This is a genomic window from Leyella stercorea (assembly GCF_021531355.1).
GTDB lineage: Bacteria > Bacteroidota > Bacteroidia > Bacteroidales > Bacteroidaceae > Prevotella.
In genome coordinates this window covers 1-15,670 of record NZ_JADYTS010000065.1, presented here as the reverse complement: position 1 = coordinate 15,670, position 15,670 = coordinate 1, and the positions used below count along the sequence as shown (strand labels likewise).

8 protein-coding genes and 1 CRISPR repeat array are annotated in these 15,670 nt (G+C 37.5%); all 8 genes read left to right on the top strand.

Features of this window, described 5'->3' with window-relative positions:
- Positions 1-838: 838 nt before the first annotated feature.
- From cas6 to cas2, 8 genes are read left to right on the top strand one after another with little or no spacing between them, the layout of a single operon-like run.
- Entirely contained in the window at positions 839-1,501 is a 663-nt protein-coding gene (gene cas6, locus I6E38_RS11860; RefSeq protein ID WP_235394189.1) for a CRISPR-associated endoribonuclease Cas6, read from the top strand.
- Between the two features lie 18 nt (positions 1,502-1,519).
- A complete protein-coding gene (locus I6E38_RS11855; RefSeq protein WP_235394188.1) occupies positions 1,520-2,074 on the top strand; it encodes a hypothetical protein in 555 nt (184 codons plus the stop codon).
- Positions 2,075-2,087: 13 nt separating this feature from the next.
- The gene (gene cas3 / locus I6E38_RS11850) at positions 2,088-4,229 is read left to right on the top strand and encodes a CRISPR-associated helicase Cas3' (RefSeq protein ID WP_235394187.1); all 2,142 of its coding nucleotides are present in this window, start codon (positions 2,088-2,090) and stop codon (positions 4,227-4,229) included.
- A gap of 3 nt (positions 4,230-4,232) precedes the next feature.
- Positions 4,233-5,549, top strand: a complete 1,317-nt coding sequence (locus tag I6E38_RS11845) for a hypothetical protein (RefSeq protein WP_235394186.1) — start codon at positions 4,233-4,235, stop codon at positions 5,547-5,549.
- A 22-nt stretch (positions 5,550-5,571) separates the two neighbouring features.
- Complete coding sequence (locus tag I6E38_RS11840) at positions 5,572-6,639, top strand: CRISPR-associated protein Cas7 (RefSeq protein ID WP_235394185.1); 1,068 nt, start codon at positions 5,572-5,574, stop codon at positions 6,637-6,639.
- A gap of 54 nt (positions 6,640-6,693) precedes the next feature.
- Entirely contained in the window at positions 6,694-7,212 is a 519-nt protein-coding gene (cas4, locus tag I6E38_RS11835) for a CRISPR-associated protein Cas4 (RefSeq protein WP_235394184.1), read from the top strand.
- A complete protein-coding gene (cas1b, locus tag I6E38_RS11830; protein WP_235394183.1) occupies positions 7,209-8,225 on the top strand; it encodes a type I-B CRISPR-associated endonuclease Cas1b in 1,017 nt (338 codons plus the stop codon). Before cas4 ends, cas1b begins: the two co-directional genes overlap by 4 nt.
- Position 8,226: 1 nt before the next feature.
- Positions 8,227-8,490 carry a CRISPR-associated endonuclease Cas2 gene (cas2, locus tag I6E38_RS11825; protein WP_235394182.1) on the top strand — a complete coding sequence of 88 codons (264 nt, stop codon included), beginning with the start codon at positions 8,227-8,229 and terminating at the stop codon, positions 8,488-8,490.
- A 216-nt stretch (positions 8,491-8,706) separates the two neighbouring features.
- Positions 8,707-15,555: direct repeats of the CRISPR family, unit length 30 nt; unit sequence GTTTTAATCGTACCTTTATGGAATTGAAAT.
- Between the last annotated feature and the right edge of the window lie 115 nt (positions 15,556-15,670).

Genomic DNA, 15,670 nt, shown 5'->3' with positions numbered 1-15,670 from the left:
GATTGCACGGAGCATCAAATACCAAGATGACCTCTATGCGTCCACGACTGAAAGAATTAAACGACAATCCCTATTTAGTTGATAAAGAAATATAGCCAGAGGATTTTTTGCGTGTGGAGTACAAGAATAACAAAATCGCATTTAAAATAGTAATGCAAATATCGTACACGTAGTAAAAAAGTATTACAAATAAAAATTTGATTCTAGAGATTTTGAAAGTCGTTTATGATGGTTCTTGCATCGAAAAATACCGGCTACTCTTCAATTAAGGGTTTCTTTGCATTGCAAATGGACTACATTTGGAAGGCAAATGGAGTACAGTTGCAATGCAAATGGAGTACAGTTGGAGTGTAAAAGTAGTCGTTTTACAATAAAATGTAGAGTTTTTACATTTCTGTTTATTGCCACTCTTCGCCATGAGCGATGTAACATGTTGTATATAAGGAACTTATATTGCATTGCTCAAAACTCGTGAATTTCGAGCTAAAGATCTCCTCGTGCGTTCAACTCATAGTTTTGAGCGATAAAAATGCAAATATAATACAAGTGTAACGTATTAATACGTAAGTGTAGATGATAACTAAATTCATAAAAAAGTTTAAATGTAAATAAATAATACTGTAAATACATTTACGGTTAGTTCTTTATTATTATATTTGTCAACGAAATCAAGTTACTATGCTTAATGGTTTATTTTCCGATGAATACTACGACTTGTAGTTCGACTAGAACATAACGAAGGTATAGGGTGGAAAAGTGTTGGCGTTTATATGCTTTCTTTGAAACCGTTGGGAATGGTGAGGAGATTGAAAGATACTAATAAAAACATTAACAAACAATGAGAATTCATATTTCTACAACAAAGAATACCAGCTTGGTTCCTTTTGACTATCAGCAAAAACTGGTTGGAACTATTCATAAGTGGATAGGAAACAATTCTATTCATGACAGTATTTCACTGTATTCATTTTCATGGTTGAAGGGAGGAGAAAAAGTATCAAACGCTTTGAATTTCCATAACGGTGCAACAATGTTTCTCAGCTTTTACGACGTTGTTATCATGAGAAGAGTCATTAAGAGAATTCTTGACGATTCAGAGATGTTCTGTGGCATGTCTGTTACAAACATTACTATTGACGACACTCCTTCATTGGAAAACCAAGAACTATTCTATTGCGCAAGCCCTATTTTCATTAAAAGAAAGATGGAAGACGGTAGTATTAAGCAATTCACCTACGATGACGAACAGACAAGCGCACTTCTCAAAGAAACTCTAACAGCTAAGATGAGAGAAGCAGGATTGGAAGAAGACGAGACTTTAGATATAAAGTTCGACACTTCATATAATAGAAAGAGACTTAAATTAATACACTATCGTGGTATTGGCAACAAAGCAAACCTTTGCCCAGTAATAATAAAAGCAAAACCTGAAACAAAACTATTTGCATGGAATGTTGGCATTGGCAACTGCACGGGTATCGGATTTGGAGCAATTTACTAATTATTAAAGAATTTGATTATGTATGTCGTAACATATAAAGGGCAGTTTGGTTTCATTAAACCATGGACCGCTGTTCGTGATGGAGAAACATTCAGTCAGCAGTTTCTTACACCTTCAATAATAGAAGGCATAGAGAAAAAACTGTTTCCTGAACTTTTGGACGTTCCAGGAATCCATAAAATTTTGAGGCATAAATTGAAGTATGATTCCCTGGATTCTCAACAGGAAGTGATACAGCCAAGAGGTTGGGAGTATAAAAACAGAACTTTCATCAGAAATCGTTCAGTATTAAAGCGTTCTGTTCTTTTGCATCCGGTTTTATGTATTGCTTTTGAAAGCGAGGAAGATGCTATTATTGCATCGAAGCAACATGTATGTGTATGCAGAAATGAAGATATACTCTTGCCAGAATCAGAAATCAGAGTGATGGAAGAAGAACAATTCAATCAATTACCTGGTTTTGAATTGCGCTTTGGAAATTCAGAGCAGTCTTTCCTGGTTGGCTATAATCGTTTTAACGATAATCAGCCAATGGTTGGCTGGATAGAGTATAATGGTCAATCTTTACTTTAAACGATGTAACTATATGAATATTCATCAAGAAATATTAGCTAAAAGCGAGCAGAATGGACATGTTTGTTTGTATCAGCATCTTAAGAATGTTGCTGATACCGCCCGTGTAATGGCTAAACATTTAGGATTTGATGAACAGATTGCGGTAGAAGGAGCTTTATTGCATGACATCGGAAAGGTAAGTCCAGTGTTCCAGCAATCGCTGATTTCCCCAAATAAGAAGAAGCCAGGCTCTGTTTTTCGCCATGAAATAGCTTCCTTGTTCTTTCTGTCGTTGGTATGTCAGGAACATAGAGATGCTGTGATAGATATGATAGTAGCTCATCATAAATCTATGTATAGGGATGTTCGTGATTTGGGTATTTTAGATTTGGATGATACATCAGATTGCTTCAAGGAACATTCAAACTTATTCCCGGAATGGAGTCATATAGCCATTGATATTCTTGAAAGCCTTGGCATGGAAACCCATGAGATATCTTTGGAAGAGGCAAAAGAAAATTACGAATATGTCATAGACTATTGTGATGGTAGGAAAAAGGGATGTTCTGAATGGAGAGGGTTGTTGATGGCGGCAGATCACATGGCTTCTGCTATGGAGACTGCATTTGAAATGCCGCTTGATAAACTCTTCATCAAACCTGATTTGTCTTTTTACAATAGGCAAAGTGAACTCTATCCTTTATCATTGATTTCTTCGGATAGTAAGAAGATGCATACGTTGGTAACGGCTCCAACTGGAGCTGGAAAAACTGATTTTTTGTTGAGGCGTTGTCGTGGAAGAGTTTTCTATACACTGCCTTTTCAAGCATCAATTAATGCTATGTATGATAGAATAAAGAATGATTTGAGTAATACTAATGCTCAAGTTCATCTTCTTCATGCATCCTCTAATCTGAAAGTGAAAGACGGTAAGATAGAGGAAAGTATCATGCAGCGTCATGTTGGTGCATCAGTGAAGGTCCTTACTCCACACCAGATGGCCTCTGTAGTTTTTGGTATCAAAGGATATGAGGCTATGGCTATGGATTTAAAAGGTTGTGATGTGATTCTCGATGAGATACACACCTATTCTGATGTTATGCAGTCTATAGTTCTACGCATTATAGAAATTCTTGTTGCGCTGGAGTGTAGGGTACATGTTGGTACGGCAACAATGCCGACAGTATTGTATCAGAAGATACTTCAACTATTGGGTGGAGCTGATGCAGTTTATGAGGTAAAGTTGGATTCTCTGACGCTTCAATCATTTAACAGGCATCAAATCTACAAGCTCGATGATAAAAAAGAATCTTATGATGTGATAGCCTCAGCAATCGAAAGCAATTTTAAAGTTCTCATAGTATGTAATCAAGTAAAAAGAGCACAGAAACTATATGAGTCTATTGAAGAGTTATATCCAGAAGTGAAGAAGATGCTTGTGCATAGCAGGTACAAACGAAGCGACAGGGCTAAATTGGAAACAAAGTTGCGTGAAGACTTCAATCAATTAGAAAACGTTCCATGCATCGTAGTTTCCACTCAAGTAGTAGAGGTCAGTCTTGATATCAGCTTTGATATAATGATTACAGAGTGTGCTCCAATTGATGCTCTTACACAGCGTTTTGGACGAATTAATCGCAAGCGTACAAGAGATACCATTGGACACTACAAGCCGATATATGTCATAGCACCATCTGAAGATGATAAAGAAGCTCTTCCTTATAGTCTGGATGTTCTGAAAGATACTTTCAGGGTCCTGCCAGACAGTGGTGACATCATGGAGGAATGTCATGTTCAGGAAATGATAGATAAGGTATATCCAAAGATTGACTTTCAGAATATAGACTTTACTGGAGTGGCGTTCTTGGAAGGAAAATGGGTGTTAAAGGCACTTTGTCATCATCCGAAATCAGCGTTACTGGAAACGCTTGACATCAATTCTGCTGTTTGTATTACAGAAGAAGATAAAGACAGATACTTATGTGCCAATGGATTGGAAAGAATAGAAATGGAAATACCTGTAAGCTATCATTCCATTGCACATAGAAATCTTGATCAGCTCAATAAGGGGTCGCATCCTTTTGTCATTCCGAACAAAGGATATGATGAAGAAAAGGGACTGTTACCCGATTTGTGTAAAATAGAATATTATCAATCGTTTGAAATACTATAAAATATGATAACATCAAATATTGGAAAGATATTCCTGGATGCTTACAATGAAGAATACGGCACCAGCTATGATGCCAGAACTTTCTTCTTGGAGCAATTCTATCCCTTGTTTTTTGATCAAAACAAGTATATGATGACTGCAGGCAATTCGCCTTTGGAAAACCCAAAGTTAAGTTGGGATGATATGATAAAGGGGAAAAAGCCTTTTGAAACTCCTGAACAGAGAAAGATCCGCTTCGAAAAATTGATTAAGAAAATCGAAGAAAGTGAAGCTGATGCTAGCATTGCACGAGGTTATGCTTCTTTAGATGTTGCCGCGACAACATCTGGTCAAGTAACAGATTTGAAGTTGCCTAATTCTCAGGAAGAAATCTATGCATCGTGGATTGGAGATGCTCTTGGTATTGGTGTTCAGGGAGGTTTTTCGATTCTTTTTAGCAACAAAGAGATATTACTTGATATTTTTGAAGGTTGGAAGCTCTATCGTACGAGTCTTAATGAGACAACCATGCTGAAAGGAAATCAGATTAATACTTGGAATGGTCAATGGCTGTCCCATTATTATGATCCAAGAGAATATGATGCAGATATGCCTTTGGCGGGATATAGTCCTTACAATACGAATAAGGATGGAATCATCAATATTGATACCCAAACATGGACAAAGATTCTCATTGGTATTTCTAAAAAATATAGAAATGCTCAAATTTTGGGCTACATCTATAGCATAGGACAGACAAATACTACCATTGGTTTTATACCATTTAATTTGAACCAAATACGCCGTCCAATTCATCTTTATGAAAAGATATTTGGGATGAGCAATGGTAAAAATGCAGAGTCTTTATGGGGAACTGCAATTGGATTTAAAACGGCTTGTACTTATGGAGCTGTAGGTATTAAAGCCATGGAGCCTAAAGGGCTTAGAGATTATGTATATTCAAAAGGAGATAAAGTGCCGAAACAGCCGAAAACTCCTAAAAATGAAGACGAACAAATTAATTTTAACGTATATAAAATTTGGATATTAGCTATGTTGAATAATGATGAATTATGGGAGAAATCCCAAGAGTTGGCTGAGTTGTTGAACGAAGCCTCTAGTGATAAAGATAATTCTATCAGTACCAAACGTAAAAATTTGGTTGAGACAATGCTCAATGCAACTAATAAGAAACAGTTCATAGCAGCTGCTGCAGAGGTTGTTTCATTCATTGGTAAGATAGATGAGTTTAAAGGAATCGTGAAGGAGATTCATGGTATGCCAACAGATAATGTACCATACTTCTTAACACTTTTGCGTTTCCAGTATAAGACATTATAATAACAATTAAAAATACAAGATTATGAAAGAGAATTCTTTTATTTATTTGCGAGGTTTCAAGCATGCTGCGTTCACAGTATTCTGTGTAGAAGATGGTCAGAAATCTTATTATGACCCACAGTTCAACGTAAGAGTTCCATTTGCTAGTGGTCAACAGGTTAAGCGTTCTATCCTGGAGCAACTTAACGATGTTTTAGGTGTTCAACCTTCTCCTACCGAGTTCTTTTTTGATGTAGATAAGAAAGGTGCGCTTAAAGAAGGTGAGGTCCTTTCGTCTTGTGATCCACATTATGTTGACCAGCTTTTAGGTGGCTGGATGAGAACTCCAAAGGGTGGAAAAGAGAAAGCTGTAAAGCGTAGAAGTCCATTTAGTATTTCTGCGATGACCCCTTTGCATCCACTTTTGGCTGCAGTTTCTAAGGAGAATATTTCATTCGATCGTTCAGATAAGCCTAACGTGCATAAAGTTGTTGTGCGCGATGCAAACGGAAATCGTTTGACAGATGAACAGGTTAGTGACTTTCTAGAGGGTAACGATAGAAGTTTGTATCGCAAATGGATTCCAGACAATAGTCGTGCTACTGGTCTATTTGTATATGATGTAGCTATTGATTTGCGACGTTTGTTCTGTGTTTCAACTAATCAGTTGGAACCAGAGATTACATCAGATATGGTAGAGAAGTTGAAAGAAGATGGATGGAAGGTAATCACTACTTCTTTTGGTGAATGCTCGTTGATGCCGAAAGAGCAGCGTGAGCAGATTATTCCAGCTATAGCCGATGCTCTGATTGATTGGCATATCACATCCAATCAGGCAAGAACATTCAGTTTGATGGAGACTTTAGCCATTGCTATTAGTGATAATGCTAATACTTTAGCTGCAGCTATTCGTGCCAAACTTGTTGAGGATGGAGAATCTAAACCAAAGGCAAAGCCTATCGTTGACGAAAATGCTGGTGCCAAGACATTTGTAACTCTTCCATGTGCAAGTTATGTCGTGACAGAGACCGAAAGCGCAGATGCTTTGGCTAAGGCTAAGCAGGAGTTGGTTGATAGAATGATGGCGTTTGATTACGAGAATCAGATTTAGTGTAAATGATGAGGCTCCTGGTTTTTACCTGGAGCCTCCTATTGGTTTTTCTCTATGGTCATAACAGGTACTCATTTCAACTATTACCAGCTTTGTCATCGCAAACTATGGCTGTTTGCCAATAGCATCAACATGGAACAAGAATCAGACTTGGTCTATGAAGGAAAGCTGGTGCATGAATCAAGTTATCCGCAACGTACATCAAAGTATGAGGAAGTGGAGATTGATGGTATCAAGGTTGACTACTATGATACCAAGAACAAGGTCATCCATGAGATAAAGAAATCTAATAAGGTGGATAAAGCTCATGAATGGCAACTGAAATATTACATGTATGTTTTCGAACAGCATGGTATTGATGGTGTGAAGGGCATCTTGGAATATCCTCTTTTGAGAAAGACAAAAGAAGTAATACTGACGGAAATTGACAGAGAAGAAATTCAGACTATTGCGGAAGACATCACAAAGATAATCTCTCAAGAGACATGTCCACCAATTGCTAAGAAAGGCATCTGCAAGAATTGCAGCTACTTTGATTTTTGTTATATTAACGAGATGGAGGAAGAAGAATGAAAAGAAGTTTCTATCTGTTCAACCCAGGCATTATGGAACGCAGGGACAACACCTTGAAGTTTACGCCCGTGGTAGTGAACGAAGACAATACGGAGATCAAGCAACAGCCTCGATACATTCCTATTGAGGATGTGGCAGAACTGTATGCGTTTGGCAGTCTTAGAGCCAATAGCGCTTTGTTTAACTTCCTGGGACAGAAAGGCGTACCCGTCCATTTCTTTGATTATTACGAGAACTATACGGGAAGCTTTATGCCACGCGAAAGTCTATTGTCAGGCAAGGCTTTGCTGGCACAAACTTCAGCATACCAGAATAAGAAAAAGAGAGTGGAACTGGCCCGAAAGTTCATCCAAGGAGCTGCATGGAACATGGTCATGAACCTCAACTACTATAATCGTAGAGGAAAAGACTTACAAGGCGTTATCGATACCATCAAGAGATTGAGTGGTGCTTTAGCTGATGCAAAGGCCGTGGATGAAATTATGGGAATAGAAGGAAATATCCGCCAGGCATACTATGCCGCTTTCGATATTATACTCGATGATTTCAATATGGGAGCAAGAACCAAGCAACCGCCAGAAAACGAAGTGAACGCCCTAATTTCTTTCGGCAATATGATGTGTTATACTGAAACTCTCCGAGCTGTTCATCAGACGCAACTCAATCCTACGATTAGTTTTCTTCACACTCCCGGTGAACGACGCTATTCGTTGTGCCTTGACATATCAGAGATATTCAAGCCCATTATCGTAGACAGAGTTGTCTTCAAGGTGCTAAACAAACATGCCTTAAATGGTAGCCACTTTGACAAGAAACTCAACAAATGTCTTTTAAACGAGAAAGGCAAAAAGATATTCGTAAAAGCTATGGAGGAACGGTATGACGAAACATTCCGTCACCGTTCATTGGGACGCAATGTCAGCTATAAGCATCTAATAAAGTTGGAATGCTACAAGCTACTGAAAGATATCTTAGGAATAGAAGAATACAAACCTTTTAAAATGTATTGGTGATATGTACGTTATCGTTGTTTATGATGTAGGCGAAAAACGTGTCGGTAAAATGCTGAAACTATGCCGTCAATATCTATGTTGGATACAAAACTCCGTATTTGAAGGCGAACTGTCTGAAGCAAAACTCAGGGAACTGAAACTGAAAATAAAAGGAATTATCGACCAGTCTGAGGACAGCATAATCATTTTTACAAACAAAATTGGTTATAATATGGACAAACAAATACTTGGAAAAGTGAGGATGTCAACAGACAATTTCTTGTAACAAAAAGTTGTCGATGTGGTTGTTTCAAACGACAAACCACTCTTTTCGAAGCATCATTTAGATCTTTGACTTGTTGTAATACCAATAAATATAATGGTTGTCGCAGAACGCATAAAAATATATAATCACCCATCGACATTTTTCCAATAAGATTTATTAACTTTGCATTCGCAAATGCTATTGATAATAAGGATATTACATATCCCCAAACAATGGGTTTTAATCGTACCTTTATGGAATTGAAATACGGGACATAACAAAACACCGCCTACCCTTTGGAGTTTTAATCGTACCTTTATGGAATTGAAATAGCATTGCGATATGTTCAACGACGCACGATGGAAGTTTTAATCGTACCTTTATGGAATTGAAATCCATGTCCCGATGGAGTAGCGGATTTGCATTATCTGTTTTAATCGTACCTTTATGGAATTGAAATAAACGAGGTGGATGCCCTAAATGCAAGCCTGGCATGTTTTAATCGTACCTTTATGGAATTGAAATTGCGGAAGTGTCGGATAGTGCAGTTGGCTAAGTTAGTTTTAATCGTACCTTTATGGAATTGAAATATGCTCAAGAATGTTGCTTATTGTCATAGTCATTGTGTTTTAATCGTACCTTTATGGAATTGAAATGAAGAATTGCGCAAACCTTGGCGCATTGGTGAAGGTTTTAATCGTACCTTTATGGAATTGAAATTATTTTGCCTTGTACAGTTCGTCTCGATTCTCGAAAGTTTTAATCGTACCTTTATGGAATTGAAATCCATTCTGCGGTCTTGCTGTCGAAAGTGAAGTTGTGTTTTAATCGTACCTTTATGGAATTGAAATGTGAAAGAGTAGGTGGGAGTTGGCGGCTACTTTGTGTTTTAATCGTACCTTTATGGAATTGAAATAACCAACGGAAACCGACAGCACAACCGCCCAACGGGTTTTAATCGTACCTTTATGGAATTGAAATGTGTTGTCGGTATGGTCGATAAGGAACGGATGCCAGTTTTAATCGTACCTTTATGGAATTGAAATTAAGCAAATGCGACATATACTGACCGAACTGCTTATTGTTTTAATCGTACCTTTATGGAATTGAAATTTCGGTTGTCGTCAACGCCCACGCCCGAATACAGGTTTTAATCGTACCTTTATGGAATTGAAATTTGTGCCGTTCCACCTGTGCGGCTGTTCAACTGCGTTTTAATCGTACCTTTATGGAATTGAAATTAATGAGTTTATCCATGTCGTTATACCACGTCCAGTTTTAATCGTACCTTTATGGAATTGAAATCCGACGATGGCAACTCGCCTCTTCAGTCATACGACTGTTTTAATCGTACCTTTATGGAATTGAAATATGCAAACCGCGGATTTTGTCCGGCTTCGCTTTGTTAGTTTTAATCGTACCTTTATGGAATTGAAATAGCCGTTTGTTTGATAACGACGAAACTTATCAGCGTTTTAATCGTACCTTTATGGAATTGAAATTAGTCGAGTGTGAGGTCAGGTTCGGCGAAGTCCGGTGTTTTAATCGTACCTTTATGGAATTGAAATTACAGTAATTAATTTCTTTATCTTGCCGCCAATACAAGTTTTAATCGTACCTTTATGGAATTGAAATTAACGCGAGGCATCTACGGAAATGCTTGCCAGTTCGTTTTAATCGTACCTTTATGGAATTGAAATGCAATAGGGTGCGTAGGAAAAAATGTCCTTGCGCGTTTTAATCGTACCTTTATGGAATTGAAATCAAAGATTGACGCAAGCGTGAAAGCCTACGCAGTGAAGTTTTAATCGTACCTTTATGGAATTGAAATTCTTTGTGCTCATACACCAGTATAGCAGCCGTTTTGTTTTAATCGTACCTTTATGGAATTGAAATAGAGCAGCCTAAGCAGCAGAACGCCGAAGAGGTGGAGTTTTAATCGTACCTTTATGGAATTGAAATTGCCTTGCGCTGCTCTTCCACGCTCTCGGCATCCGTTTTAATCGTACCTTTATGGAATTGAAATCAACTCATAAGTATTGGTATTGGGGCGAGGAGACTGTTTTAATCGTACCTTTATGGAATTGAAATGAGAGCTGCACGCCGTGCCACCATCGCCGCCCGTGGTTTTAATCGTACCTTTATGGAATTGAAATAACGACACAGCCAACGACGAGGCACCCGCCGAGGGGTTTTAATCGTACCTTTATGGAATTGAAATTCGTTGTCCATGACAGGGTGCGATATTCCTGGAAGTTTTAATCGTACCTTTATGGAATTGAAATTCAATATTGTTTTAACTGTTGCAAATTTCATAATTGTTTTAATCGTACCTTTATGGAATTGAAATAACGACGAAGAGGTGGAGCGCGTGACCCGTTTTGCGTTTTAATCGTACCTTTATGGAATTGAAATACGGATAACACGAATATCACGAATTTAATTTTCTGTTTTAATCGTACCTTTATGGAATTGAAATACGAACACACCGCCGCACTACTCGCCCGGCTGTATGGTTTTAATCGTACCTTTATGGAATTGAAATATCCGTGCCGTCATAGATAAACAGAGATATTTGTCGTTTTAATCGTACCTTTATGGAATTGAAATTAATCTTGTAGGCGACACCTTACAGGTAGGCGGCTGTTTTAATCGTACCTTTATGGAATTGAAATAAGAGCATAGTGTGAGGAAGGTGAGCAAGTGGCTCAGTTTTAATCGTACCTTTATGGAATTGAAATTTCCTAACGCGTCGGCAGGATTAAAGTCTACAGGAGTTTTAATCGTACCTTTATGGAATTGAAATAAAGTATTTATAAGGTTTGGTTTTAGTCTTGTAATGTTTTAATCGTACCTTTATGGAATTGAAATGGCGGTCGGCTGCCAGCACGGCGGCGAAGTCCTCGTTTTAATCGTACCTTTATGGAATTGAAATAGTTTCAGCAGCAGTCGCTCTACATGGGAGCCAAGGTTTTAATCGTACCTTTATGGAATTGAAATGATTGTAAGCAGGGTGCGCCCGGTTTATCAAGGTAGTTTTAATCGTACCTTTATGGAATTGAAATTGTCGTCATCCGTCATCTGCGGAATATTACGGAAGTTTTAATCGTACCTTTATGGAATTGAAATAACACTTCGGGAAAGTAACTACGCACCTCGTCGGTGTTTTAATCGTACCTTTATGGAATTGAAATACCAGAATGGAGCCTTAAACATCATGCGAAAAGTAGGTTTTAATCGTACCTTTATGGAATTGAAATTGAATATTGACGTACTCAACAAGATTGCAGGAGCATGTTTTAATCGTACCTTTATGGAATTGAAATAGTTAAATCGAAGTCAGCACCCCAGCCACGGCGCAGTTTTAATCGTACCTTTATGGAATTGAAATACGGCAATGCTCAGGTGGCGTTTAAGGAAGACAATGGTTTTAATCGTACCTTTATGGAATTGAAATTCATGGTAACATTACTTGTATTCCATCCAGATGCGTTTTAATCGTACCTTTATGGAATTGAAATATTGGAAACACGAACATCAAAAACAGTCTGCACGAGTTTTAATCGTACCTTTATGGAATTGAAATGAATCTTCAAGTACTTCGGTTCCTACCCTTTCTGGTTTTAATCGTACCTTTATGGAATTGAAATAATATGCTTGTAAATATATCTGCAAGGATTTGGCTGTTTTAATCGTACCTTTATGGAATTGAAATTCAAGCTAAATGGCGATTAATGCGGATACTCACCCGTGTTTTAATCGTACCTTTATGGAATTGAAATGAGGTTGAAAAGCCTGTACCGGTACCAGCATAAGCAGTTTTAATCGTACCTTTATGGAATTGAAATTCAACTTACCCAAGATTCTGCCATGCTCGAAAAGCTGTTTTAATCGTACCTTTATGGAATTGAAATATCGCTTAGACGTTTACCAATAGCACTGTCTTTGTTGTTTTAATCGTACCTTTATGGAATTGAAATAATTGATGTACCAGCAAAAAGAATATGGATTTGAGTTTTAATCGTACCTTTATGGAATTGAAATGACGGAGACACAACGAGAGCGCCGACGGTGTAGAGTTTTAATCGTACCTTTATGGAATTGAAATCTTCAGGGCGGGACGATGGGCGCACCCTCGCCCGTGTTTTAATCGTACCTTTATGGAATTGAAATCTCAATAGGGACGTATATATAACGGGCATAACTGGTTTTAATCGTACCTTTATGGAATTGAAATCACATACATATATATTGCTCGTTATCGCTGTAATGTTTTAATCGTACCTTTATGGAATTGAAATTCCGCTGCACCGGCTGGCAGTTCATCGGCTACAACAGTTTTAATCGTACCTTTATGGAATTGAAATAGAAGAACGGCGCGGGCTGCATGGCTCACGAATGGGTTTTAATCGTACCTTTATGGAATTGAAATTCACGGAAAAATGGTATTTCTTACCCTTTTCGACGTTTTAATCGTACCTTTATGGAATTGAAATACGAAAAGATCCGAGGAATACAGTAGCGTTCGCCGTTTTAATCGTACCTTTATGGAATTGAAATCCCAGCAGTGGCAAGCAAGCGAGCCGGAGACCGTGGGTTTTAATCGTACCTTTATGGAATTGAAATTATGGTGGTTCGACTCCATCGGCGGGAACACATAGTTTTAATCGTACCTTTATGGAATTGAAATTCGCAAGTATGGCAGGATGTTCGACTTGTCGTATTGTTTTAATCGTACCTTTATGGAATTGAAATATGTCAAATCAAATCTTTCTTTTGCCATAATCTTTGTTTTAATCGTACCTTTATGGAATTGAAATACAAATCATCCCTCGTCAACGTGATGTTTTTATCCGTTTTAATCGTACCTTTATGGAATTGAAATAATCATCGTCACAATCAGTTGTAACATCTATTACAGTTTTAATCGTACCTTTATGGAATTGAAATATGGCAGCAGGAACAACAAGAGGATTTGGCATAAGTTTTAATCGTACCTTTATGGAATTGAAATGTACTTCTGAACGAAATATCTAATATTGGTGCTAGTTTTAATCGTACCTTTATGGAATTGAAATCTGGAAGAATCAGAAAGAGGAACGTAGCCTAAACGTTTTAATCGTACCTTTATGGAATTGAAATTTGTTATCAATAAGACAACGCTTATCAGTGATTTCATGTTTTAATCGTACCTTTATGGAATTGAAATAAAGAAAATGTCGTATTATTATCAAACGACATATGTTTTAATCGTACCTTTATGGAATTGAAATGAGGCAAGAAGAGCACTAAGGCGAAAATCATCTGGAGGTTTTAATCGTACCTTTATGGAATTGAAATAGCCTTAATACGACCGCTTTGGATAGTTGCAACCTGTTTTAATCGTACCTTTATGGAATTGAAATAGTTTATCTAACATAGCAGAGTCTTGTGTAAGTTGAGTTTTAATCGTACCTTTATGGAATTGAAATAAGAATTGGAGTGATTTGGCAGCTTTATATTAAGTTTTAATCGTACCTTTATGGAATTGAAATACGTTTATCGTTGCTCCACAGGCTTCTGCCTTCAAGTTTTAATCGTACCTTTATGGAATTGAAATCTGCGTCTTCACACTCAAAAGAATGCTGCTACCTGGTTTTAATCGTACCTTTATGGAATTGAAATGATAACGACAGAGTTCAGTGTAAAAGGCATCGAAAGTTTTAATCGTACCTTTATGGAATTGAAATATGGTACTCTTATGTCGTTCTCTACTGACAATGTGTTTTAATCGTACCTTTATGGAATTGAAATTACGTATGGCAGGATGTGACGTGTATTCTGTCGCCGTTTTAATCGTACCTTTATGGAATTGAAATAGGTTGCCAATAATCATTGCTTGTAACATAGTTGGTTTTAATCGTACCTTTATGGAATTGAAATTCATCAAGTTTGCAATAGCCTTTAATATCTGTCTTGGTTTTAATCGTACCTTTATGGAATTGAAATGCGACAACGTAATAATCACCATCTTCAGCCTTCTTGTTTTAATCGTACCTTTATGGAATTGAAATAAATAATCGGATGCTCAAATAAAGATGCTTTGCGGTTTTAATCGTACCTTTATGGAATTGAAATAAGGACGATGGCACAAAAGAATAGGAGGATAGGGGTTTTAATCGTACCTTTATGGAATTGAAATTCATTCTATAATTGTTTGCCATAATTTTCTAATATTTGTTTTAATCGTACCTTTATGGAATTGAAATTGGGAAATGAAAGGGCGCTTACTGCGCTTGGCGGGGTTTTAATCGTACCTTTATGGAATTGAAATAAGGATTGAAAAATGTAAAAAACCAGTCTGACCAAGTTTTAATCGTACCTTTATGGAATTGAAATAAGGCTCTAAGGTTGTATCCGTTTTTGTGCGGCAAGTTTTAATCGTACCTTTATGGAATTGAAATAGTGGGAGATAAGGGAATTTTGAGTTTTGAGTTTGTTTTAATCGTACCTTTATGGAATTGAAATATTTGCACAACAACAAAGATTGATTCTGTTGTTATGTTTTAATCGTACCTTTATGGAATTGAAATCGCCCTCGGCGGTCTCTACGAGCTGCAAACCCTCGTTTTAATCGTACCTTTATGGAATTGAAATGGAAGTCCCCGGCTACCATCCTGTCCTGGAGGAAGTTTTAATCGTACCTTTATGGAATTGAAATGTCCTCGACTTCTTGAAGGCGGAAGAAGTTGCAAGTTTTAATCGTACCTTTATGGAATTGAAATATTTCATATTCGGTGCAAATCGCAAGGTAGTCACGTTTTAATCGTACCTTTATGGAATTGAAATGAACAAGCGTGGATGGGCTGGCAAAACTCTCGTAGTTTTAATCGTACCTTTATGGAATTGAAATCAATGACCGAGAACGCAGCCGAAGGACGCAAGGCAGTTTTAATCGTACCTTTATGGAATTGAAATCTCGATGAAGCATGGCTCGCATGGTATCTGCATGAGTTTTAATCGTACCTTTATGGAATTGAAATATGGCAGCCACCAGGGAGGATCACGAGGACACCAGTTTTAATCGTACCTTTATGGAATTGAAATTCCGATGCTCGCCACAGCCGATATTATAGCACCCGTCGTTTTAACCCAAATCGGTCATTAGAAAATGACAAGAAGCTTTTTCTAATGACCGCCATTAGAAAAACAGCTTTGTATA

What these genes read in the sequence shown, in the direction of transcription:
- cas1b (WP_235394183.1), top strand. Translation starts at nt 7,209, where the DNA reads ATGAAAAGAAGTTTCTATCTGTTCAACCCAGGCATTATGGAACGCAGG.
- I6E38_RS11840 (WP_235394185.1), top strand. Translation starts at nt 5,572, where the DNA reads ATGAAAGAGAATTCTTTTATTTATTTGCGAGGTTTCAAGCATGCTGCG.
- cas2 (WP_235394182.1), top strand. Translation starts at nt 8,227, where the DNA reads ATGTACGTTATCGTTGTTTATGATGTAGGCGAAAAACGTGTCGGTAAA.
- cas3 (WP_235394187.1), top strand. Translation starts at nt 2,088, where the DNA reads ATGAATATTCATCAAGAAATATTAGCTAAAAGCGAGCAGAATGGACAT.
- I6E38_RS11855 (WP_235394188.1), top strand. Translation starts at nt 1,520, where the DNA reads ATGTATGTCGTAACATATAAAGGGCAGTTTGGTTTCATTAAACCATGG.
- cas6 (WP_235394189.1), top strand. Translation starts at nt 839, where the DNA reads ATGAGAATTCATATTTCTACAACAAAGAATACCAGCTTGGTTCCTTTT.
- cas4 (WP_235394184.1), top strand. Translation starts at nt 6,694, where the DNA reads ATGGTCATAACAGGTACTCATTTCAACTATTACCAGCTTTGTCATCGC.
- I6E38_RS11845 (WP_235394186.1), top strand. Translation starts at nt 4,233, where the DNA reads ATGATAACATCAAATATTGGAAAGATATTCCTGGATGCTTACAATGAA.